Consider the following 20,617-nt stretch of genomic DNA (forward strand, 5'->3'; position numbering starts at 1 on the left):
GGGATTTTGGTGCCGGACTGCGGAATTGCGTATATTAGCAGGTTTGCCAAAGCCCCTTGGGCCCGCAAACAATGGACGAGATCAACGAGATCCGGATTCGCGGTGCGCGCACGCACAACCTGAAGAACGTCAATCTCGACCTGCCGCGCAATCGCCTGATCGTGATTACCGGGCTTTCGGGTTCGGGCAAGTCGTCACTGGCTTTCGATACGCTTTATGCCGAAGGGCAGCGTCGCTACGTCGAGTCCTTGTCGGCCTACGCCCGGCAGTTCCTGCAGCGCATCGAGAAACCCGACGTCGATCTCATTGAGGGCCTGTCGCCGGCAATTTCGATCGAGCAGAAGGCGACCAGCCACAACCCGCGCTCGACGGTTGGAACGGTCACCGAAATCCACGACTACCTGCGCCTGCTTTTCGCCCGCGCCGGCACGCCGCACTGCGCCGAGCACCAGCTGGCGCTCGAAGCACAGACCGTGGCGCAGATGGTCGATCACGTTCTCGCCTTGAGCGAGGACAGCCGGCTGATGATCCTGGCGCCGGTGGTCGCCGACCGCAAGGGCGAGCAACTCGAACTCTTTGCCGAGCTGCGCGCGCAGGGTTTTGCCCGCCTGCGCGTAGACGGCCAGATCTACGAGATCGACGCGCTGCCCAAGCTGGCCAAGACGCGCAAGCACAGCGTCGACGTGGTCATCGACCGGCTGAAAGTGCGCGCCGACATTCGCCAACGCCTGGCCGAATCCTTCGAGACCGCCTTGCGCCACGCCGACGGCCGCGCCATCGCCTACGAAATGGACAGCGCGCGCGAGCATTTCTTTTCCGCCCGCTTTGCCTGCCCGGTGTGCTCGTACTCGCTGCCGGAACTCGAACCGCGCATCTTTTCCTTCAACAGCCCGATGGGCGCCTGCCAGAAGTGCGACGGCCTCGGCGTCATCCAGTTCTTCGACCCCAAACGCATCGTCGGCCATCCCGAACTGTCGCTCGCCGCCGGAGCGATCCGCGCCTGGGACCGGCGCAACCCCTTCTACTTCCAGATGCTGTCTTCGCTCGCCGCGCACTATGGCTTCGACGTCGAAGCGCCGTTCAGCGACTTGCCCGAGCGCATCCGGCAAATCGTCCTCTACGGTTCCGGGCGCGAGCAATTGCCGTTCACCTACGCCAACGAACGTGGCCGGCTCAGCGTGCGCCAGCATACCTTCGAGGGCATCGTCGTCAACCTTGAGCGACGCTACAAGGAAACCGACTCGCAGGCCGTTCGCGAGGAGCTGGCGCGACTGATCAGCAACCAGACCTGCCCCTCGTGCAACGGCAGCCGCCTGCGCGAGGAAGCGCGCAACGTGCGCGTCGGCACCCTCGCCAGCGCGCGCACCCTGCACGAGCTCAGCCGCCTGCCACTTGCCGAAGCGCGCGACTACTTTATCTCGCTGCAACTGCCCGGCAACAAGGCGCAGATCGCCGAGAAAGTGCTCAAGGAAATCGTCAGCCGCCTGCAGTTCCTGATCAACGTCGGCCTCGACTATCTTTCGCTCGACCGTTCGGCGGAAACGCTGTCCGGCGGCGAAGCGCAGCGCATCCGCCTCGCCTCGCAGATCGGCTCGGGGCTGACCGGCGTACTCTACGTCCTCGACGAACCGTCGATCGGCCTGCACCAGCGCGACAACGAGCGGCTGCTGAAGACGCTGCAGCAGCTGCGCGACATCGGCAATACGGTGATCGTCGTCGAACACGACGAGGAAGCGATCCGCAGCGCTGACTACGTCGTCGACATCGGCCCCGGCGCTGGCGTGCATGGCGGCTTCATCGTCGCCGAAGGACCGCCAGCGGCGATCATCGGCAACCCGGCGTCAATGACCGGCGACTACCTCGCCGGCCGGCGGCGGATCGGCACGCGCGACAAGCGCCGCCAGCCCGATGCGCAGCGGCTGCTGCAGATCGTCGGCGCGCGCGGCAACAACCTGCGCAACGTCAGTGTCGACCTGCCGGTCGGCCTGCTGACCTGCATCACCGGCGTTTCCGGCTCGGGCAAATCGACGCTGATCAACGACACCCTGTACGCTGCGGCGGCCAGACACCTCTACGGCTCCAGCGCTGAACCCGCCGAGCACGAGGCCATCGTCGGCCTCGATCATTTCGACAAGGTCATCAACGTCGACCAGAGCCCGATCGGCCGCACGCCGCGCTCCAATCCGGCGACCTACACCGGCCTGCTGACACCGATCCGCGAACTGTTCTCGGGAATCCCCGAAGCCCGCGCACGCGGCTACGGGCCGGGCCGCTTCTCCTTCAACGTCAAGGGCGGGCGCTGCGAGGCCTGCCAGGGCGACGGCGTGATCAAGGTCGAAATGCACTTCCTGCCCGACATCTACGTTCCCTGCGACGTCTGTCACGGCAAACGCTACAACCGTGAAACCCTCGAGATCCAGTACAAGGGCCGCAACATCCACCAGATCCTGCAAATGACCGTCGAGGTGGCGCGTGAGTTTTTCGACGCCGTGCCGGTCATCGCCCGCAAGCTGCAGACACTGGTTGACGTCGGTCTGAGCTACATCACCCTCGGCCAGTCGGCGACCACTCTCTCCGGCGGCGAAGCACAACGCGTCAAGCTGGCGCTCGAACTTTCGAAGCGCGACACCGGCAGAACACTCTACATTCTCGACGAACCGACCACCGGGCTGCACTTCCAGGACATCGAAATGCTGCTCACCGTCCTGCACCGGCTGGTCGATCACGGCAATACGGTGCTGGTCATCGAACACAATCTCGATGTCATCAAGACGGCTGACTGGCTGGTCGACCTTGGTCCGGAAGGTGGCGCTGGCGGCGGCCGCGTTCTTGCCGCCGGCCCCCCCGAGCAGATCGCGGAAGTCGCGGAGAGCCACAGCGGCCGTTTCCTGAAGCCGCTGCTGGCGCGCCGCGGGCAAGCGGATTCGCTCGCCCAATGAGCCGCCACATCGACGCCAGCTGGCTGGCGCTCCGCCGTACCGCCTTGCGCCACTTGCCGCCGATCCGCCAGGCAGACGATCGTCCGGCATGGCATCGCACAGCCGCCAGCGCCAAAAATTTTCTTGGCAGGAGCTGAATCCATGCCAGAATTGCAGCCTTTGGCACCCCTTCCCAGCCGGTCGCCGAAATGCAAGAATGCGCCTGAATGAAGGCTCGTAACCACCAAAGGAGATAATATGAACAAGTCCGAAATGATCGATGCCATTGCTGACCGCACCGAACTCTCCAAAGTCGCCTCTGCGAAAGCGCTCGACGCCGTGATCGACACGATCGTTGAAACGGTTGCCCGCAGTGAAGCAGTGACGCTGGTTGGTTTTGGCTCTTTCAAGGCCAGCCCGCGCGCTGCGCGCGAGGGAAAGAACCCGAAAACCGGTGCGAAGATCCAGATCCCGGAGACCATCGTCCCGAAGTTCACCGCCGGCGCGACCTTCAAGGCACGCGTGGCGGGCAAGGACGAATAGGACTGGCGACACGCGCGGGCCGCCACTTTCGCACGGGTGGCTTTCGTACCGGCCACACGCGCCAGGACTGGATAAGGAACAGCTTGACGATGCGCAAGCTTGTCCCTTGCCAGCAAGCGTCACTGCAATGATCAAACCTCTTCAAGTTTCGGAGCTATCCATGCGTATTGGTACCATTCGCCGCTTAGTCGCGACCGCCGCACTCGCCCTTCTCCCGCTCGCCGTATCCGCCCAACAAGCACCCGCCGCCGCGGCAATGACCGCGACCGCCCCGGGTGAGTTCGTCGGCATGGTCGAGGCGCAGGTTTCGCTGGTCGTCGACGCGATCGACAAGGCGACGCGCGCGGTCGTACTCAAGGACGACCAGGGCGAGAAAATGGTCATCACCGCCAGCGACGCCGTCAAGAATTTCGACCAGATCAAGGTTGGCGACCAGGTCGTTGCCCGCTACACGCAGACCCTGGTGATGGCCCTCAGGAAAGGCGGCGGGGACCTTCGCGTGCGTATCGACAGCAACGACCAGGCGGCGGCAAAACCGGGCGACAAGCCGGCAGCCGTTGTGGAAAAGGACGTCGCCTTCATCGCCGACGTGCAAGCGGTCGACCGCAAGACGCAGATGATTACCCTGCGCGGCGCCAGGAAGACCGTGAAGCTGAAGATCAAGGACCCGGAACAGCTCAAACTGATCAACAAGGGCGACCAGATCGAGGGCGTCTATTCCGAAGCGGTGGCCGTGTCTGTCGTCCCGGCCGCGGCCAAGAAAGCGCAATAGGCCCATCAGCCCTGACCCGCGACCGCGCGGTGGATCGACGTCCCCGCGCTCGCCGGCAAGCAGGATTGACGCTTCAAATCACGCCGCGTAGAATCCGTGCGGCTTCGGGGGCATAGCTCAGCTGGGAGAGCGTCTGGTTCGCAATCAGAAGGTCGGCGGTTCGATCCCGCCTGTCTCCACCACCCCGCAACACAACGCCGCACCACGACACACCGCAAACCCTGACACCGAAAGGCGCTCAGGGTTTTTTTTGTCTCAAGTAACACCACCCCACATCATCAAAATACCGTGCTGTTGACGGTACGCTTGACAGTATCTGCCGAACGCCTGACGGTAGACGCTTCAATGATGGCATCAGGGGTATGTAATGGCTACAGACAAGCTGAAGGCTATGGAAGTCACGAAAGCGACACCAGGGGAACGGTCGTTCAAGCTTTCGGACGGCGGCGGCATGTATCTGTTGGTGGACGTCAAGGGCGGCAAATACTGGCGCATGGACTACCGCTTTGCCGAGAAGCGCAAGACGCTCGCCTTGGGAGTCTTCCCAGAGGTATCACTACTGCAAGCACGCAAGGATCGTAACGTGGCGCGCGACCGGCTTCGTTCTGGTGAAGATCCCGGCGAGGTGCGCAAGACCGCCAAACTGACCGCGGCGCATCGGGATCAGAACAGCTTCGAGGGTGTTGCGAGAGAGTGGCACAAAGAAATATCACCGGACTGGAGCGCGCACACTCGATACAGGAACCTGCGCATCTTGGAGTTGAACGCCTTTCCATGGATCGGCAAACGATTGATTGCCGAGGTGACGGCCCCCGAATTGCTCGCTGTCCTGCGCCGGGTGAAGGATCGCGGCTTGCTCGATACCGCTCACCGGCTGCGAGAAACTGCCGGCATGGTTTTTCGCTACGGAATTCGCACCGGACGATGCGAGCGAGACATATCTGCGGACCTCAAGGGCGCATTGCCGACCAAACAACAGACCCACTATGCAGCGATCACCGACCCGGCGGGATTTGGCGCACTCCTGCGTGATTTGTGGGCCTATAAGGGCTCCTTTGCTACGTGCTGCGCCCTCAAGCTGTCCGCGTTTTTCGGACTTCGGCCAGGTGAGGTGCGCTCGCTTGAGTGGGCAGAAGTTGACACCGCGCAAAAGCTCATTCGCATCCCGATAGGCAAGATGAAAGCGCGGCGCCTGCACCTGGTGCCCTTGGCTGACCAGGCGCTGGCGATCCTGGCCGAATTGAAGTCGTTGACCGGAGCCGGTAGGTATTGCTTCCCGGGCCTACAAAACCACGACCGACCGATGAGCGAAAACACCGTCAACGCAGCACTTCGGCGGCTTGGCTACGACACCCAAAGCGATCACTCGGCGCATGGCTTTCGAAGCTCGTTCTCGACTATGGCACATGGCTCCGGGCTGTTCCGCTCCGAAGCGGTCGAAGTTCAGTTATCCCATGTGCACGGCGATGAGGTGCGCCTCGCCTATGACCGGGGGGATTTCCTGGAAGAGCGGCGCCGGCTGATGACCTGGTGGGCTGACGAGTGCGAAAAAATGCGCGACACGACGAACACCGGAAAGACCTGAGCGAACGCCGAAAACAAGAATTCAGCGAGCGTCAAGCCGTTTGCCTTAACCGCTTGACAAGACCTCTCCAAAATCACGCCATGCTTCCCCACACCATTTCGATGCGGGGGGTTCCATTCAAGGAAAACGCATGGCACAAAGAACCATCCCGCATACGCTATCGTCGTTTAACGACATGCCAGAAGATGCTCTGATCGACGTATTCTTCGTCGCGCTGCTTTTCGGGTGTTCCGCCAATACCATCTGGCGTAGATCGCGGACCGGCGCCATTCCAAAGCCTGTATATCCTTCTCCGCAGCAAACTCGCTGGCGAGTTGGCGACGTGCGCGGGGCGTTGAGGGCGCTGACCAACAGTCAGAAGGTCGCATGATGGCCGCCGCCCTCACACCCTGCTGTCATGTGTTGACATCGTCGACCATGCGGGCGCATGATGGAGATGTCGCTGCACATCAGCGGCCGAGATTGGCGTCTCGGATAGTAGGCGGACGAACCGCCACCAGTGCGGTATTTTTTCGTCTGTCTGCATGGCTCCAGAGTTTTGGGCGGCCGTGCGGGGCATCGCAAGATGCGCCGGTGCCTACTACCGGTACGCCAACCTGCACGGTCTGCCCTCCCCAATTGGCGTTGGGGAAGGCGGTTCACAAACCGCTTAGTAGGAGTCATGTCATGAACAACACCTCCGGCGCCCCCGCGCGCCAATCCAGCACGCTTGAAAATCTCGATCGCTTTGGCCCTTCCGGCAATACTGCCCTGGCCGCCGTTGGCTTGGCGCTGCTCGATGCCATCAATACCGGGGCACTGACCGTCAACGACCAGGCTGAACCCGCGCAGGCGAAACGGGCGCGCGCCCTGGTGGAAACGCTCTACCCTCTTCAAGACTGTCTGCACGGCAGCGAAACCGGGCTGCCAGAGGCCCTTGCCGCCATGCTCCATGCTGCGGAAGGCATGCCGGCCGCGCCTGATGGCCCGGCTCACGAAGTCCCTCTTTATTCCGCCGTAGTGCGGCCAGCAGTGGCCTTCAGTGTCCCCGTCGAGCTGCCCGCTGACGAAGCCCTGGAAATGGCGGCGATGATTTTGGAGTACGCCATTGCCACCACAGAGAACCCCGCCACCGTTGTTTCTGAGCGGCAAGTGAGAACGGTAAAGGCGTTCGTTGACCAGGCAATTCTGGAACTCGCCAGGACGAGCGCCACCAGCAGCGACATGTCGTTGCCGGCGAAAGGCGGTGCCCAATGAACCCGCTGAGAATTGACGGTACGCCCGGTCCGGATACCCGCGACGCGGTGCGCGATGTGCTCACTTTCATGGCTGATGCTTTCTACGCGATCGCATCGGCGGACGATGTTACGGGCAGCAAGGACGCGACCATCGGTGCCGGCCACATCATGGCCATGTGCGCCGATGCTCTTCGCGAAGCTGACGAGGACGAAAACACATGAGACCACAGCACAACTTGGTGGAACTTCCCGCCGGAAAGACCCTTGCCGACGTTCTGCCCGTTTTCAAGAACGTTGAGGACGAGCGCCACATCGGCATGCCGACGCCTGTCTGTGCGGGCTGCCGAAAGCCGTTCACGGCGGTGCGCAAGCGGCGCAAAGCCTTTCGTCTGTACCCGGTGGACATCTGCCAGGCGGCGCCCGTTGCCTTCGCTTATTCGCTTTGCGGGCGGTGCTGGAGCCACTACCAGGCCGGCGGCGACCGGAAAGAGGCGCTCATGGCGTCTATCGACGCTTTCAGCGACGGAAGCGAGGCGACCCAATGACTCCCGCTGAAAAATTCCTCTCTCGTGTCGAAGGCGTGCGTCAGACGGCGCCAGGCCGCTGGGTGTTCCGGGTGCCTACCCGAAAGGATAAGCGACCGTCAGGGAGTGCTCGAGAACTCGACGACGGGCGCTTGCTGATCCACGACTTTGCAGGCGATTCCACGGCTGACATTCTCGCAGCGGTGGGGCTCGAAATGACGGACCTCTACCCTGAGTGTCTGGCAGGCCACATCAAGAGCGAGCGGCGCCCGTTCCTGGCTACAGACGCCTTGCGGTGCGTGTCGTTCGAAGCCTTGGTCTGTGCTGTCGCGGCAAGGTCTATGGCGGACGGTAAGGCGTTGTCGGCGACGGACCATGACCGGCTAATTTTGGCCGCCGAACGATTGACCAGTGCGGCAACGGTGGCGGGGCTATGAGCAACGTCACCAGCTTGGAACGATCCGCCGAGAAACTCGCCACGGCCAACCGGCGCCGGTCGCCAGCGAAGCCAGCCACAGGCACCTACGATTCTAACGGCAAGCGGGTGATTCGCCACGATCCTGGCCGCCTGCCGGAGATCCTCGACGAACTCGGGGCAGCTCTGGCGGAATATGGCGAGAACCTGTTCGTGTTTGCTGGACGTTTGGTGCGCGTCTATCCGGCGCCTGAATCGCCCGGGAAAGGTATTGCTCGCCCCCGAGGGGCTCTGATACTGCACGCTGTGGACGGTGCCCACCTGGCCGAACTGGCGGGCCGTGCGGCGCTGCATGAACGTTATGACGCTAGATCGGACGCTTACAAGCACTGTGATTGCCCTCGACGTGTTGCGGACGCGTACTTGTCGCGCGGCTATTGGCCTGAACTTCGCCAGTTGTCCGGGTTTGTCGAAGCGCCGATTGTTACCCTCTCAGGGCGACTGCTCGATAACCCTGGGTACGACGCCGAAACGGGCCTGTTCCTGGCCTTTGAGAAGATACCCGGGTACACGGCGCCGGACGCAAAGTCGACCATGAACGACTCGAGCTGCGCGGCTGGCCATCTTCTTGAGGCGGTCTCTGAATTCCCTTTCGTTGACGACACAGACCGTAGCGCTTTCCTGGCTGGCGTGATGACTGGATTACTTAGGCGAGTGCTGGCGGCTGCGCCGATGATGGCGGTTACTGCCCCTTCTCCGGGAACAGGTAAGACGCTGATCGCCGAAACTTTCGCAATCATTGCCACCGGCCGGCGCGCTAGCGTGCTGTCCCTTGGCCACGACGACGCGGAAACGGAGAAGCGTCTGGCCGGCGTGCTGCTGGCCGGCGACGCCTGCATTGCGCTGGACAACATTGAACGACCATTGAAGGGCGAACTACTCTGCCAAGTCGCCAGTCAGCAGTTCGTTCGCCTGCGCCCCCTTGGTGCAAGTGGCATGGTCAGCATACCGACACACGCGCTTCTTGTGGCTACCGGCAATAACCTGTCCATCGTCGGCGACCTCAAGCGGCGAGTGTCCCTGATCCGTCTGGATGCCCGCCAGGAGCGGCCAGAACAGAGATCGTTCAAGCGGGATCACCTGGACGAGGTATTCGCGCGGCGCGGTGATCTCATTCGCGATGCATTGACAATTTGCCTCGCCTATATCGCCGCTGGCTCTCCTGCGGTCGACGGGCTCTACCCCTTGGGAGGCTTCGAGCATTGGGATCGCCTGGTACGTCGCCCGCTGGTCTGGCTGGGGCTCCCCGATCCGCTCAAAGCATCCGAGGCGCTACGCGACCAAGACCCTGACCTGGAGGCCATGCGGTTGCTTTTCGGATCATGGAACGAGGAGTTCAGCAGCGAGAAGAAGACCGCCGCCGATGTGGTTTCTGCCGGCATGGAAGCGGCGCCGATGACCTCCGAGTATGTCCGCGCAGAACTTCGGGAAGCACTGCAACTGGTATGTAGTGAGAAACCAAACGCCAGGCGCCTTGGCTACTGGCTGAGATCGCACCGTGATCGCATCGTCGACGGATTGACCCTGAAACAGGCCGGAGCAGATGGTCACGCTAAGGTTGCTCGCTGGTCCGTTACCAGCGCGGGTGATGCGGGTAAAGCGGGTGATGTTTCTATCCCATTCTGAAAAGATGCACCAACCCACTACACCATCAACCGCCGGCCACCCCCTTCCCCCCTTGCGGGGTATGCGGGTAAAGCGGGGTATCTCTCTTACAACGTACGAGAAGTGTCAGAGACAAAAAAAGTATACGGGGTGAAAGTTTCCCCGCAATCACCGCATACCCCGCAGCTTGCCGGCAGGCTTGCGATCGTTCGGCAGCCACTAAAGCCAGTCGTGGCAATGGATGCACGCCGTTCGACGGGTCCTTCTTGGCCTGCTCCCCTGCGGGTAATGCGCAGCGCGGTCTTCCGCTAGGCCGTCTTGGTTTTTTATAGGCAACTCCCGGCTATGCAACGTCGGTTGCGTATAGGTATTAAGGAATGATCTACGAACAGCTTTCGTTTTCTTCGTTGAGGTGGCCAGCCGCGCGTCTGAGTAACCTGCAACTCCTGCTCGATCGGATCGACCTGGCTGTTGACTTTTCCCCGCTTGCGGATGAGCTGTCCCCGCATTTTCCAGGCCCTGGCCGCGGGCGCCGCCCGTGGCCGCTCAATGCCATGATCCGCATTGTCGTTGCGGGGATCGTGCTGAAACTCAACCCGCGGCAACTGGAGGACCTGCTTATTGACCATCCCGGTTTGTGCGAGTGGTGCGGGCTTGACGATAGCCAACCACGGCCGCCCGACTCGGAAACGATCGCGGCATTCATCCGCAAGCTGGCGAAAATGGGGCGCGAAGATGCGATCCCAGCGCACTTGACGCGCCAGTTGTCAGACTGGAACTTGCGCCTGGTGCCAGGCTCATCAATCGAGCCTCGCCTGCACGGCCGAGAGCTGTGATGCACGCCCGCAACCTCTTCAAAAACAGGACCTAAAATGATCCCGATTCAGAGTATCTGCCCTGATTGCTACAACCGCCTTGCGCAAGGCATAGCGCAGCTCGAAAACTCCACCGACAAGACGCTCCTGTTTGGATACTGCGAGCATCATCAAGTACTGCTGAGCGTCTCGGTCGCGCCTGGAGGAATTGCCACCGGCTGGTTGCTGAGCGCCTATGCCACCGAGGAAGAAGCGCGGATGGCAGCCGAGTCAACCCTGGCTGACGCCGAACTGCTTCGGCAACTGGCTGCCGTTTCTCTTGCCCAGCCAGCGGCCAGAACGGTGCAATGATGTTGTTGCATTCCCGCAATGGCGCCCGTAGAATAATGGGACGTTTGAGCCGTTCCTGGTTCTACTCGATGGTTGCAACGCTCCGCGCTTGGCCTGGTAGAGAAGAGTCTGGATCTGGTGGGAGAGCTTCGCGAAGGCGGGCTTCTGGACAAAACGCTTTGTGCGCCAACTGGCGCGCGGGTGATTTGCCGGGAGCCCGCCTTTTTGTTTTCCCGGCCGGAGACATTCTATGCACTTTCGGACCCTGACCTTTGGCCGTGCGGACCCCGCCGGCCGCAGCGTACCAGTGACCGTCAGTACGGAAGAGGCCGTAGATCGCGGGGAGTACGTCGAGATTCTCGATCATTCTCCCGGCGGCGTGGACCTCAGTCGTGCCCCCTTACCTCTGATCGAAAGCCACGACAGCTCAAGGCTGAACATCGGCACCGTCGAGAATCTTCAGATAACCAACGGCAAGCTGACCGGCACCGCCAGGTTCGGCACCTCCCAGCGCGCTGAAGAGATTTTCCAAGACGTGAAGAACCGCGTTGTGCGCAGTGTTTCGGTCGGCTACCAACTGACCGACGATGGCACGCCAACCGGCGACGGCCGCGCGATCCGCTTCAAGTGGATGCCATACGAGGTTAGCGCCGTGGCTTGCCCTGCCGACACCGGCGCCGGATTCTTTCGCCATTACCAGGACTCAAACACCATGAACCAAACAGCCGAAACCACGAACGACTACATGACCAGAAGCCAGCGTAACGCCGCAAAGGGCGGCGCCGCAGCGGAAAACGCGAAGGGGATCATTGCCCTTGCCCGTCAGTTCTCCAACTTCGATGGCGTTCAAGACATAGCCAATGAGGCTGTTATGAACGGCATGTCGAGCGATGATTTCGCGGCGCGTTTGACGCGTCACGTTAGCTCCTTTAACCAGTGGACGCCTGAAATCAACATGTCGCGCCGCGAGGAAAAGCAGTACAGCGTTATCAGAGCCATTGAGTCTCAGCTAACTGGCGACTGGCGGAACGCCGGCCTGGAGCGCGAAGTTCACGAAACGTTGGCGAAAGGCATCACGCACCGCAACGTAACCGGCGTTCTCATTCCGGGCGATGTGGTCGCTAGAAAGATGAAGCGCGATCTTGTGACTTCGACGCCCTCCGCAGGCGGCAACCTGGTAGGGCTCGACCATCGAGCCGACCTCTTCATCGACGCCCTGCGCGAACACAGCGCGGTGTTGGGCCTGGGGGCGCAGCGTGTCAGCGGATTGGTGGGGAATGTGGATATCCCCGTACTCGCTGGAGACGTTTCCCCGGAATGGATGTCCACCGAAACGGCATCAATCACGGAGAGCGAGCCTGTGTTCGGCCAGCTCTTGCTCAGCCCGAAGAGCTGCGCAGCCTATACTCAGCTTTCACGGCGCTTGATCAAGCAGAGCGGCCCCGCCGCAGAAATGCTCGTTACACACAGCATGATGAAAGCCATCGGGTACTCCATCGACAAGGCGGCGATCCAAGGCACTGGCGTCAGCGGACAGCCTATTGGCCTCCTGCTCAAGACTGGGCTTGGCGTCGTCACCGGGGCGAGCATCGACTGGCCGGCGATCCTCGACTTTGAGGCCGATGTGTCGAGTTCCTTTGTCGACCTGACTGGCCAGTACTGTGGTTTTGTGACAACCCCGGGTGTACGAAAGCTGCTGAAGGGCCGAGTCAAGGTGGCGGGGCATCCTGAGTACCTCTGGCAGAGCCCTGACAATCGGATGAATGGCTACGCAGCCATGGCGACCACCGCATGCCCTGCCGATCACCTGATCTTCGGCGATTGGTCGGAAGTAATCGTCGCTGAGTGGGGCCCGATCGAAATCGTCGTGAACCCATACGACCAGTTCGCGAAAGCATTGGTCGGAGTTCGAGCTATTGCCGATATCGACATCGCCATCAAGCATGGCGGGGCGTTCTCGGTGGCATCTAGCGTCAGCTAACCAGCGTTTGGGCTCTCTCCTCCCAGCTGGTTAGCATTCAGGCCCGCGCTCTAAAGGGAACGGAGCGCGGGGAGGCCCTTTCTGATGCCGTTGGGGAACGGTACTACAGGGCCACCCTACAATGCGCGTGTCAGTATATTTGGCGGTATTTTTCGGATTGATGTTCTCGAAAACCTATGCTACAAGGGCCTTTACCGGGATGTTCGATGCCGCCTGTCTCCACCAAGACATCAAAGCCCGGACCTGCTCCGGGTTTTTTTTTGGCCCCCAGGGGCAGTGTTGGCGGGGGTTTGCCGGCGGTGTGAATTTCTCTGGTCGGTGGATGAAGTCGATTTTTCCCCGCTCGCCGCCGGGATCTCTCACTTATCTCCGGCTGTGCACAGCCCCGCCCCCTGTAAACGAAGCCAAGGCAAAGCTGATAGCCAAACTCTTTGCCGTTCCCGTGCGCGCAATCAGCGATCACCTGAAGTCCATCTTCGCTCACGGGGAGTTTAGCGAGGAACCAGCTATCCGGAAATACTTGCGTGCAGTTCTCCTGGTGTTAGTCCGTGGCGCAGATCGCGCGCGTATTTCAGCTCCTACACATTGGCCGACGAACAGCACGCGCCGCCGGAAGCCTGAATCGGCGGGCAGGGAACCGTACCGTAGGAGCAGAAGACGCAGCAATCGCCGCGCTTCGGCCTGAGCAGCGTGTGGCAGGCAAGACACTCATAGAACCACAGACAGGCATCGGTGGGCATCTGCTCGACTCGCGCGTGACCGCAGGCCGGGCAGGTCAGGGTCGATTCAAGGACAGTATCCAAGGCAGCCTCCGAAAAGTTGTCGGCGCATTGTAGCCCGGGTCGTCGCGCGGACGGTCCTGGCGGCGTCGCCGCGATCCCGCGCTGGTGCCGTGTTGCACTCCGTGTGGAACACGGGATTTCCGCCGTCACCTGAATTTCGCGCTACTCTCTCGGCTGCTGGAAGTGTCGTCAGGAATGCAGCGCTACCGGAGAGTCGGGCGCCGGTAGCACGCGCTATGCCGGCTGACCGCGCACGGCGAAGCGCGCTGCCTGTCGCGCTCGGCGAATGTGCGTCGCCAACAGAGCAGGTTTTCCACCCACTCCCCTCTCCTCACGCAAGCAGAAATCAACATGGCCACTGACAACGACAATTCCGACGCCCCCGCGCCGAGCACCGGCTACAGCCACGCGGCGAAAACGGTGGTGCAGGAAACGACGCTGCGTGTTCAGGAAATGCACGGCGCCATCGCCGGAACCTGCTTCGATATCCTGCGCCGGGTGCCGCTGCTGTCCGGGCCGGCACGACTGGTACAGGGCGCGCACGACACCATCACGGCCGGCGTCTACGGCGCGATCCGCCACGGCAGCGGCGGTTTGCTGGCCGCCGCGGCGGTCGTCGAGAAGCAGGCGACGGGCTTTTCTCCCGGCAAGCCGCCGGGACGCCTGGCCAGCGGGCTGCGCGGCGCACTCAATGGCGCTTTCGGCGACTATCTGGCGGCAAGCAACAATCTGCTCGCCATACGCATGGCGATTTGCGCGGACGGCGGCGAGTTGGCGCTCGACGCCGCTTCGCTGCATGCCGCTTTCCCCGACGCGGGCAAGCGCCTCTGCATTTTCATCCACGGACTCGGCTGCGACGAACACAGCTGGGAAGGCGACGATGCCGACGTCCCGGCGGGCGAAATCCATTTCGGCCGGCAGCTACACGCTGACTTCGCCTACGGCGCGCTTTATCTGCGCTACAACAGCGGCCTGCCGATTGCCGCCAATGGCGCGCAGCTGGCGGGCTTTCTCGAGGACTTGGTGGCAGCGTGGCCACAGCCGGATTGCGACTTGCTGATCATCGGCCACAGCATGGGCGGACTGCTTGCGCTCGCCGCCTGCGAACACGCCGCCGAACACGCGATGAATTGGCCACAGGCGACGCGGATGCTGATCTGCCTGGGCTCACCGATCCTGGGTTCGCCGGTCGAGCGCCTCGGGCAGCTGACCCACGCGGCGCTGAACCTCTCGAAGATGACCGCACCGCTGGGCACTGTTGCCGGTACGCGCAGCCAGGGAATCAAGGACCTCAGACACGGTCCCGGTGCGCCGCAGAAGGCTGCCGCGCACGCGCACATCGCCTTTCGCTTTCTCGGCGCCAGCCTGAGCGAAGACGGGAGGCATCCGTTCGCCAGGTTCGTCGGCGACGGCCTGGTGACGCCGGGCAGCGCGACTGCGCATGCGATCGACGGCGACGTGCAATGCGCCAGTCTCGGCAAGCTCGCTCACATGCGCCTGCTCAAGGACGCGCGCGTCTATCGACAGATCAAGGAATGGGTCAGCGCAATCGACGACGGCGCAGCGGAAAAACCCTGAAGCGGCGAAACCTGCCGCCGTCCTAGGCCTGTGGCGACAGCAAATCGTAGAGCGCCGTGAATTCGCCGCTCAGCTTGTGGCGCGGATCGAGGTGAATCATCGGCAGCGCCTGATGGTGCGATTCGCGAATTTTGACCGACGCCGACAGAAACGCGTCCATGATCGGCAGGCCCTCGGCGCGCAGCTCCTCGACCAGCTGCGCCGGCAGGTTGGCGCGCGCCTGATAGTGGTTGACGACGATGCCTTCGACGCGCAGATCACGGTTGTGGTCGCTCCTGATCTCGGCCACGCTTTCCATCAGCTTGTACAAGGCGCGGCGCGAAAAATCGTCGCAATCGAAGGGGATCAGGCAGGTGTCGGCGGCGATCAGTGCCGAGCGGGTAAAGAAATTCAGCGCCGGCGGGGTGTCAATGAAAACGTCGTCATACTCGTGCAACTTCTCGAGCGCCTCGCGCAGCTTGTACATCTTGTAGCGCGATTCGAGCTTGAACTGCAGCTCCTCCAGGCGGGGGTCGGAAGGCAGCACGTCAAGATTGGGAAACGGCGAATGCACGACGTAGGCATCAATCTCGTCGTGAGAAAATTTCAGGCCGAGCAGATCGTCGAAGAAATGGGCGAGCGTCTTCTCCTGACTGTCCAAAGTCTTGCCAAGCAGATAGCGGGACGAATTAGCCTGTGCGTCGAGATCGATGAGCAGGGTCCGCCGGCCGCGCGCGGCGCCGACGGCCGCCAGATTGCAGGCAATCGTCGATTTCCCCACACCACCTTTCTGATTGAAGACGACTCGGCGCATGACATTTTCCTTGTACTGTGTATGGATTAGGCACGAGTTTAGTCCTTAGTCATCCAAGGGGAAAGCGGCAGGGCGCGTTGCTAGGGAGCTGCGGGGCATTCGGCCCGGCTATGCGCCTGGCAAGCCGCTCAACTCACGCTGGGTCAGATAGAGACGCAAATCGAATTCAAGCTGGTGATACGCCGGCTCCATGTGGCTGCACAGCTGGTAGAAAGCGCGGTCGTGCTCGCGCTCCTTGAGGTGCGCCAGTTCGTGCACGACGATCATTTTCAGGAACTCGGGAGGCGCTTCCTTGAACACGCTGGCGACGCGGATCTCGTGCTTGCGCCTGATCTTGCCGCCCTGCACGCGCGCCAGCTTGCCGTTGGTTCCGAGGGCGTTGGCGGTGAGCTGCAGGCGGCTGTCGAAAAGCACCTTGGCGGGCGACTCGGCATTGCGCAGGAAGCGGTTCTTGAGCGCCAGCGTGTAGTCATACAAGGCGCCATCGCTGCGTACCGCGTGCGTGCCCGGGTACCTGGCACGCAGCATAGCCGCCAGCCGATCGTCGGCGATCGCCGCGCGCACCTGCTTTTGCAGGTCCTCGGGGTAGCCCGCCAGGTAGCGCAGCGGCAGCATGCTCAGCAAACGTCGGCGAGGACCTTGTGCAGCCAGGCTTCGATGTCCTGCAGCTCTTCGTAGCACACCGTGTGCTCGGCGGCATAGCTGTGCCAATCGACTGCGTACTTCTCGGCTTTCAGCAGTTTTGACGAGCGCTTTCCGAAGTCATAGGGGATGACCGGGTCGTTCTGTCCGTGGGCCATGAAGATCGGCACGTCGCGGTTCGCTTTCGAAGCCTCGGCGGCCAGCGTATCGGTCATCGGCAGATAGCACGACAGCGCCAGGATACCGGCCAGCCGCTGCCGGTGGCGCAGGCCGGCATGCAGGGCAATCACCCCGCCCTGCGAGAAACCGGCGAGGACGATGCGCGCGTCGGGAATGCCGCGCTCGTTCTCGCGCGCGATCAGCGCCTCGACCTGTCGCGCCGACTGGCGTACGCCTTCGGCCTCTTCCCTGCCCGGCGCGAAGTCGGGCGAAACGATGTCGTACCAGGCACGCATCACGAAGCCGCCATTGATGGTCACCGCGCGCATCGGCGCATGCGGGAAAACGAAACGCAGCGCCGGCAGCTGGTCGAAATCGAATTCGTCGACGATCGGCTCGAAGTCATGCCCGTCGGCACCGAGACCGTGCAGCCAGATGACCGCACATTTCGGAGATTCACCGGTCTGGCGTTCGACACATTCCAGCAACAGGTCATCGGTGTTGCTCGCTACTGAGGTCATTGAAATGATCCTTGTTCGGGTAAACGGCCGCCATTCTATCAGGCGGCCCGGCAGAGAATCGGGGCGCGGCGTGGAAAGGCACGCCGCACGGGTCGGTGCGCCGACGATCAGCCGCGGATGTTGGCGATGACCGCGCGGGTAATCGCCGCCGTGCCGTCCTCGCCGCCGAAGTCGATCGGCCAGATGGCCGACATCGCCTTGTCGACGGCGCGCTCGAGGATGCGGGCGCCATGCGCCAGGCGCGGCTCGGCATGTTGGTCGGCGAGCCAGTCGAGCATCAGGGCGGCGGCCAGGATCTGGGCAACCGGGTTGGCGCTGCCCTGCCCGGTACGCTCGGCTGCGCTGCCATGCGCAGGCTGAAAGATCGCGTAACGGTCGCCGATGTCGGCCTTGGGCGACAGACTCTGGCTACCGGCAAGCGCCGCCGAGAAGTCGGCAAGAAGTCGACCAAGAGCGTTCTCGGTGACCAGGACGTCGAAATCCCAGGGAGCCCTGACCAGGTTCGTGGCAATCGCATCGCCGTGCGCGTATTCGGCCTCGACCTCGGGATGTTCTGCGGCGACCTCGCTGACGACCTTGCGGAAGAGCGCCATCGACGCCAGCAGATTGGCCTGGTCAACGCAGGTCACCTTGCCCGGCCGCCGCTTGCTCTTGGCCCGTCGCCCGGCCAGTTCGAACGCAAACTCCGCCACCCGGCGGCTGCCCTGGCGGGAAACGACCATCGATTCCCGCACCCTGTCGTCTTCGAGCGTTCCGCGACCGTGCGACGAGAGCAAGCCTTCGCTCTGTTCACGCACCACCACCAGATCGATCTCGACCGCACGCTTGTCCGCCAACACCAGCGGCAAACGCGGATAGGCGCGGATCGGGCGCAGACCGGCATAGATATCCATCGCCATGCGCAGGTCGAAATGCGCAGAGACTTCGGTTCCATCAGGGTAGCAGACCTGCGGCAGGCCCATGGCGCCGAGGAGCACGGCGTCGGCTTTTCGACACTCGGCGAGCGTTTCGTCGGAAAAGACGGCGCCGGTCTTTTCGTAATGTCCAGCGCCGCCGTCAAGCTGACGAAAGTCGAAGCTGATGCCGCCCAGGCGCTCGCGGAGAACCTCGAGAACGAGCAGGCAGGACTGCACGACTTCGGGGCCAATACCGTCGCCGGGCAGGACGGCGATCTTGAAACGTGGATCGTTGTACATGTCTTTCTTCCCTTCGCGTTCAGAAGGCTCCACGGCCTGCGAATACGGCCGTGGCAGCGAGCGCAGGCAAAATGCCCGGCGATTGCAGCCCGGCGATCATTGACGGCGAAAAGGTGCTTGCGGTCAAGTGCTTTTGTGGGCTGGCGCGCGTGCGCGCCGTTTTGGGCAGATCCGCGCGCTGGGCAATTGCGGACTCACCCCCACGGCTGCGCGAGACACCGATCCTTCGACGACAATTGCGGCCCCTCTCGGGGGTGGTTTCGGCTCTATGTCGTTTCGTGTGGAACCGGCGATGGGTTTCGCGTTTTGAGGGAGCGGTGATGTCAAGGGCGGACGCAGTCCGGGCGCAGCCGAACCCTTTACATCGCTGCTCCCTCGCTTACGCTTGCTCCGGGCCGAGGAAGGCAGTCTGCCGCCCTCGGCATGGAGGACAATTGCGGCCTTTCCTCTCGCGGCTGCTTCCTCATGATTGAAACGCTGTTCACCCAGGCTCTGGGTCTCGTTGCTCCTTGGCAGGTCGATGAAGTCATCTTCAAGCCAGAGAACGGGCGGATCGATTTCCAGGTCGGATTTGGCGCCGCCATTCACGCTTGCCCAGCTTGCGGTGCAGCGGCGCAGCCGCTGCACGACCGCTTGGCGCGCTCTTGGCGCCATCTGGATTTCTTCCAATACGAGGCCCACCTGCATGCCGAGGTGCCGCGAGTGGCCTGTGCCGGTTGCGGCAAGGTGACGCAGATCGCCGTACCCTGGGCGCGTGAAGGCAGTGGCTTCACCCTGCTGTTCGAGGCGTTGACGCTGATGCTGGCGCCGACCATGTCGGTCCTGGCGGCCGGCCGACTGCTGCGTGTCCGCAGTCGCCGACTGTGGCGCGTGATCAATCATCATGTGGGCCGGGCGCGCGCCCAGGAAAGTCATGCCAGGGTTCGCGCGATCGGCGTCGATGAGACCGCCAGTAAACGCGGCCAGACGTATATCTCTGTTTTTTATGACCTCGACGCACAGCGTCTGCTGTTTGCCACACCGGGCCGGGACAAGGCCACGCTCGGGAAGTTCGCCAGCGACCTTACCGAGCATGGTGGCCAGCCCACCGCGATCACCCATGTCAGCATGGACATGAGCGGCTCGTTCCAGGCCGGCGCCGCCGAGCATTTTCCCGCAGCCGAGGTCTGTTTCGACCGCTTCCACGTGGTCGCTCTGAGCAGCACGGCGCTGGACGAGGTGCGACGCGCCGAGGTCAAGAGCGCGCCCGAACTCAAAGGCACCCGCTGGGGCCTGCACAAGAAACCCGCCGACTGGACCGTCAAGCAAACCGACACCATGCACTGGTTGCAGCGCTCGAACCTCAAGACCGCACGGGCCTGGCGGATCAAGCAGGCGCTGCGCTCCATCTACGCCACCGCCACGACACCTGACGAGGCCGAACCCCTGCTCAAGCGCTGGCTCAGCTGGGCCAGCCGCTGCCGACTCGAACCTTTCAAGCGCCTCGGCAGGACGATCACCAAGCATCTTCCTGGCGTCCTCAACGGTTTTCACCCCGGCAAGCACAATGGCCGGGTCGAAGCGATGAATCGAGCGCTCCAGGAGGCGCGCGCAAGGGCACGCGGCTATCGCCGCGTCGAAAACTTCATCGCCATGGCCTACCTCATCGCTGGAAAGCTCACTCATTTGCCCGCCTCGCCCTTCGCCCCATTGTCGCGGCCAAGCTGAAACTGGTCGCCGTCAGCCGGCGCGAAGCTGGATGTTCTTGGGGTGGATGTTCTTCGAGCGCTTGATATAGAGCTGGTTTTTCTTCGCTGTTTGGGTCTTCTTTGGTTTTATTTCCAGATCGTGTAGTAGCCCGTCCTGTGATGAGGCAGGAGGGGACGCGAGATGGACAGAGAGAAGCAGGACCCCTGCGTGAATTGCGGTCAGGCGTTTGTGCCGGACAGGCGTAACGCGCGGCATCAGCGTTATTGCGGGTCCGCGGCGTGCAAGGCAGCGAGCAAGCGGGCCAGCCAGGCGAAATGGCTCGCCAAGAACCTCGACTATCACCGCGGACCGGAAGCCGTGGCGCGGGTCCAGGCCTGGCGACAGGAGCACCCTGGATACAGCCGCGGCAAGCGTGCGCCGCTTGCCGAGTCCGCGATACAAGAAACCTTAATGTTCGAGCCTGACGCCTCGGCGCCCCTGCCAGCAGAGGCC

21 protein-coding genes and 1 tRNA gene are annotated in these 20,617 nt (G+C 62.4%); 16 read left to right on the forward strand and 6 right to left on the reverse strand.

Annotation, left to right across the window (positions count from 1 at the left end):
* Window positions 1–80 precede the first annotated feature (80 nt).
* The 14 genes from uvrA (at window position 81) to QZ634_RS11285 (ending at window position 12,765) form a co-directional block, all read left to right on the forward strand.
* On the forward strand, window positions 81–2,939 hold the full coding sequence (uvrA, locus tag QZ634_RS11220; RefSeq protein ID WP_291988723.1) for an excinuclease ABC subunit UvrA: 2,859 nt from the start codon (window positions 81–83) through the stop codon (window positions 2,937–2,939).
* Window positions 2,940–3,176: 237 nt separating this feature from the next.
* A complete protein-coding gene (locus tag QZ634_RS11225; protein ID WP_043567497.1) occupies window positions 3,177–3,461 on the forward strand; it encodes an HU family DNA-binding protein in 285 nt (94 codons plus the stop codon).
* Between the two features lie 160 nt (window positions 3,462–3,621).
* Window positions 3,622–4,233, forward strand: coding sequence for a hypothetical protein (locus tag QZ634_RS11230; protein WP_291988385.1), 612 nt, complete (start codon window positions 3,622–3,624; stop codon window positions 4,231–4,233).
* Window positions 4,234–4,339: 106 nt separating this feature from the next.
* A tRNA-Ala gene (locus QZ634_RS11235) sits at window positions 4,340–4,415 on the forward strand.
* A gap of 185 nt (window positions 4,416–4,600) precedes the next feature.
* The gene (locus QZ634_RS11240; protein ID WP_291988387.1) at window positions 4,601–5,818 is read left to right on the forward strand and encodes an integrase arm-type DNA-binding domain-containing protein; all 1,218 of its coding nucleotides are present in this window, start codon (window positions 4,601–4,603) and stop codon (window positions 5,816–5,818) included.
* 130 nt (window positions 5,819–5,948) lie between these two features.
* Window positions 5,949–6,188 carry a transcriptional regulator gene (locus tag QZ634_RS11245; protein WP_291988389.1) on the forward strand — a complete coding sequence of 80 codons (240 nt, stop codon included), beginning with the start codon at window positions 5,949–5,951 and terminating at the stop codon, window positions 6,186–6,188.
* Window positions 6,189–6,484: 296 nt separating this feature from the next.
* Complete coding sequence (locus QZ634_RS11250; protein WP_291988391.1) at window positions 6,485–7,054, forward strand: hypothetical protein; 570 nt, start codon at window positions 6,485–6,487, stop codon at window positions 7,052–7,054.
* Window positions 7,051–7,257 carry a hypothetical protein gene (locus QZ634_RS11255; protein ID WP_291988393.1) on the forward strand — a complete coding sequence of 69 codons (207 nt, stop codon included), beginning with the start codon at window positions 7,051–7,053 and terminating at the stop codon, window positions 7,255–7,257. The genes QZ634_RS11250 and QZ634_RS11255 overlap by 4 nt, the downstream gene beginning before the upstream one ends.
* A complete protein-coding gene (locus QZ634_RS11260) occupies window positions 7,254–7,580 on the forward strand; it encodes a hypothetical protein (protein WP_291988395.1) in 327 nt (108 codons plus the stop codon). The genes QZ634_RS11255 and QZ634_RS11260 overlap by 4 nt, the downstream gene beginning before the upstream one ends.
* Window positions 7,577–7,996 (forward strand): DNA primase, encoded by a 420-nt coding sequence (locus tag QZ634_RS11265; protein ID WP_291988396.1) that lies wholly within the window; start codon window positions 7,577–7,579, stop codon window positions 7,994–7,996. The genes QZ634_RS11260 and QZ634_RS11265 overlap by 4 nt, the downstream gene beginning before the upstream one ends.
* The gene (locus tag QZ634_RS11270) at window positions 7,993–9,660 is read left to right on the forward strand and encodes a hypothetical protein (protein WP_291988398.1); all 1,668 of its coding nucleotides are present in this window, start codon (window positions 7,993–7,995) and stop codon (window positions 9,658–9,660) included. Before QZ634_RS11265 ends, QZ634_RS11270 begins: the two co-directional genes overlap by 4 nt.
* A gap of 356 nt (window positions 9,661–10,016) precedes the next feature.
* Window positions 10,017–10,475, forward strand: coding sequence for a transposase (locus QZ634_RS11275; RefSeq protein WP_291988399.1), 459 nt, complete (start codon window positions 10,017–10,019; stop codon window positions 10,473–10,475).
* 36 nt (window positions 10,476–10,511) lie between these two features.
* A complete protein-coding gene (locus tag QZ634_RS11280; RefSeq protein ID WP_291988401.1) occupies window positions 10,512–10,805 on the forward strand; it encodes a hypothetical protein in 294 nt (97 codons plus the stop codon).
* A 229-nt stretch (window positions 10,806–11,034) separates the two neighbouring features.
* Window positions 11,035–12,765: a phage major capsid protein gene (locus QZ634_RS11285; protein ID WP_291988403.1), complete on the forward strand. Its 1,731-nt coding sequence runs from the start codon at window positions 11,035–11,037 to the stop codon at window positions 12,763–12,765.
* A 578-nt stretch (window positions 12,766–13,343) separates the two neighbouring features.
* Here QZ634_RS11285 and QZ634_RS11290 read toward each other — a convergent pair.
* Window positions 13,344–13,568: a GDCCVxC domain-containing (seleno)protein gene (locus tag QZ634_RS11290; RefSeq protein ID WP_291988405.1), complete on the reverse strand. Its 225-nt coding sequence runs from the start codon at window positions 13,566–13,568 to the stop codon at window positions 13,344–13,346.
* Between the two features lie 330 nt (window positions 13,569–13,898).
* Between QZ634_RS11290 and QZ634_RS11295 the strand changes: the two genes are divergently transcribed.
* Window positions 13,899–15,125 carry an alpha/beta fold hydrolase gene (locus QZ634_RS11295; RefSeq protein ID WP_291988407.1) on the forward strand — a complete coding sequence of 409 codons (1,227 nt, stop codon included), beginning with the start codon at window positions 13,899–13,901 and terminating at the stop codon, window positions 15,123–15,125.
* 22 nt (window positions 15,126–15,147) lie between these two features.
* Here QZ634_RS11295 and QZ634_RS11300 read toward each other — a convergent pair whose 3' ends face one another.
* The 4 genes from QZ634_RS11300 to QZ634_RS11315 form a co-directional block, all read right to left on the reverse strand.
* Window positions 15,148–15,918 (reverse strand): ParA family protein, encoded by a 771-nt coding sequence (locus QZ634_RS11300; protein WP_291988410.1) that lies wholly within the window; start codon window positions 15,916–15,918, stop codon window positions 15,148–15,150.
* A 108-nt stretch (window positions 15,919–16,026) separates the two neighbouring features.
* The gene (locus QZ634_RS11305) at window positions 16,027–16,533 is read right to left on the reverse strand and encodes a YgjP-like metallopeptidase domain-containing protein (RefSeq protein WP_291902064.1); all 507 of its coding nucleotides are present in this window, start codon (window positions 16,531–16,533) and stop codon (window positions 16,027–16,029) included.
* Between the two features lie 2 nt (window positions 16,534–16,535).
* Window positions 16,536–17,240 (reverse strand): alpha/beta hydrolase fold domain-containing protein, encoded by a 705-nt coding sequence (locus QZ634_RS11310; RefSeq protein ID WP_291868268.1) that lies wholly within the window; start codon window positions 17,238–17,240, stop codon window positions 16,536–16,538.
* 107 nt (window positions 17,241–17,347) lie between these two features.
* Window positions 17,348–18,436: an isocitrate/isopropylmalate family dehydrogenase gene (locus QZ634_RS11315; RefSeq protein ID WP_291988412.1), complete on the reverse strand. Its 1,089-nt coding sequence runs from the start codon at window positions 18,434–18,436 to the stop codon at window positions 17,348–17,350.
* 465 nt (window positions 18,437–18,901) lie between these two features.
* On the opposite strand from QZ634_RS11315, the gene QZ634_RS11320 reads away from it, so the two are divergent.
* On the forward strand, window positions 18,902–20,143 hold the full coding sequence (locus tag QZ634_RS11320; RefSeq protein ID WP_291988413.1) for an ISL3 family transposase: 1,242 nt from the start codon (window positions 18,902–18,904) through the stop codon (window positions 20,141–20,143).
* 12 nt (window positions 20,144–20,155) lie between these two features.
* Here the strand turns inward: QZ634_RS11320 and QZ634_RS11325 are convergent, their stop codons facing one another.
* Window positions 20,156–20,566 carry a hypothetical protein gene (locus QZ634_RS11325; RefSeq protein ID WP_291985706.1) on the reverse strand — a complete coding sequence of 137 codons (411 nt, stop codon included), beginning with the start codon at window positions 20,564–20,566 and terminating at the stop codon, window positions 20,156–20,158.
* Window positions 20,567–20,617 lie beyond the last annotated feature (51 nt).

Origin of the sequence: Candidatus Accumulibacter sp. ACC007 (assembly GCF_907163205.1) — a bacterium.
Taxonomy (GTDB): domain Bacteria; phylum Pseudomonadota; class Gammaproteobacteria; order Burkholderiales; family Rhodocyclaceae; genus Accumulibacter; species Accumulibacter regalis.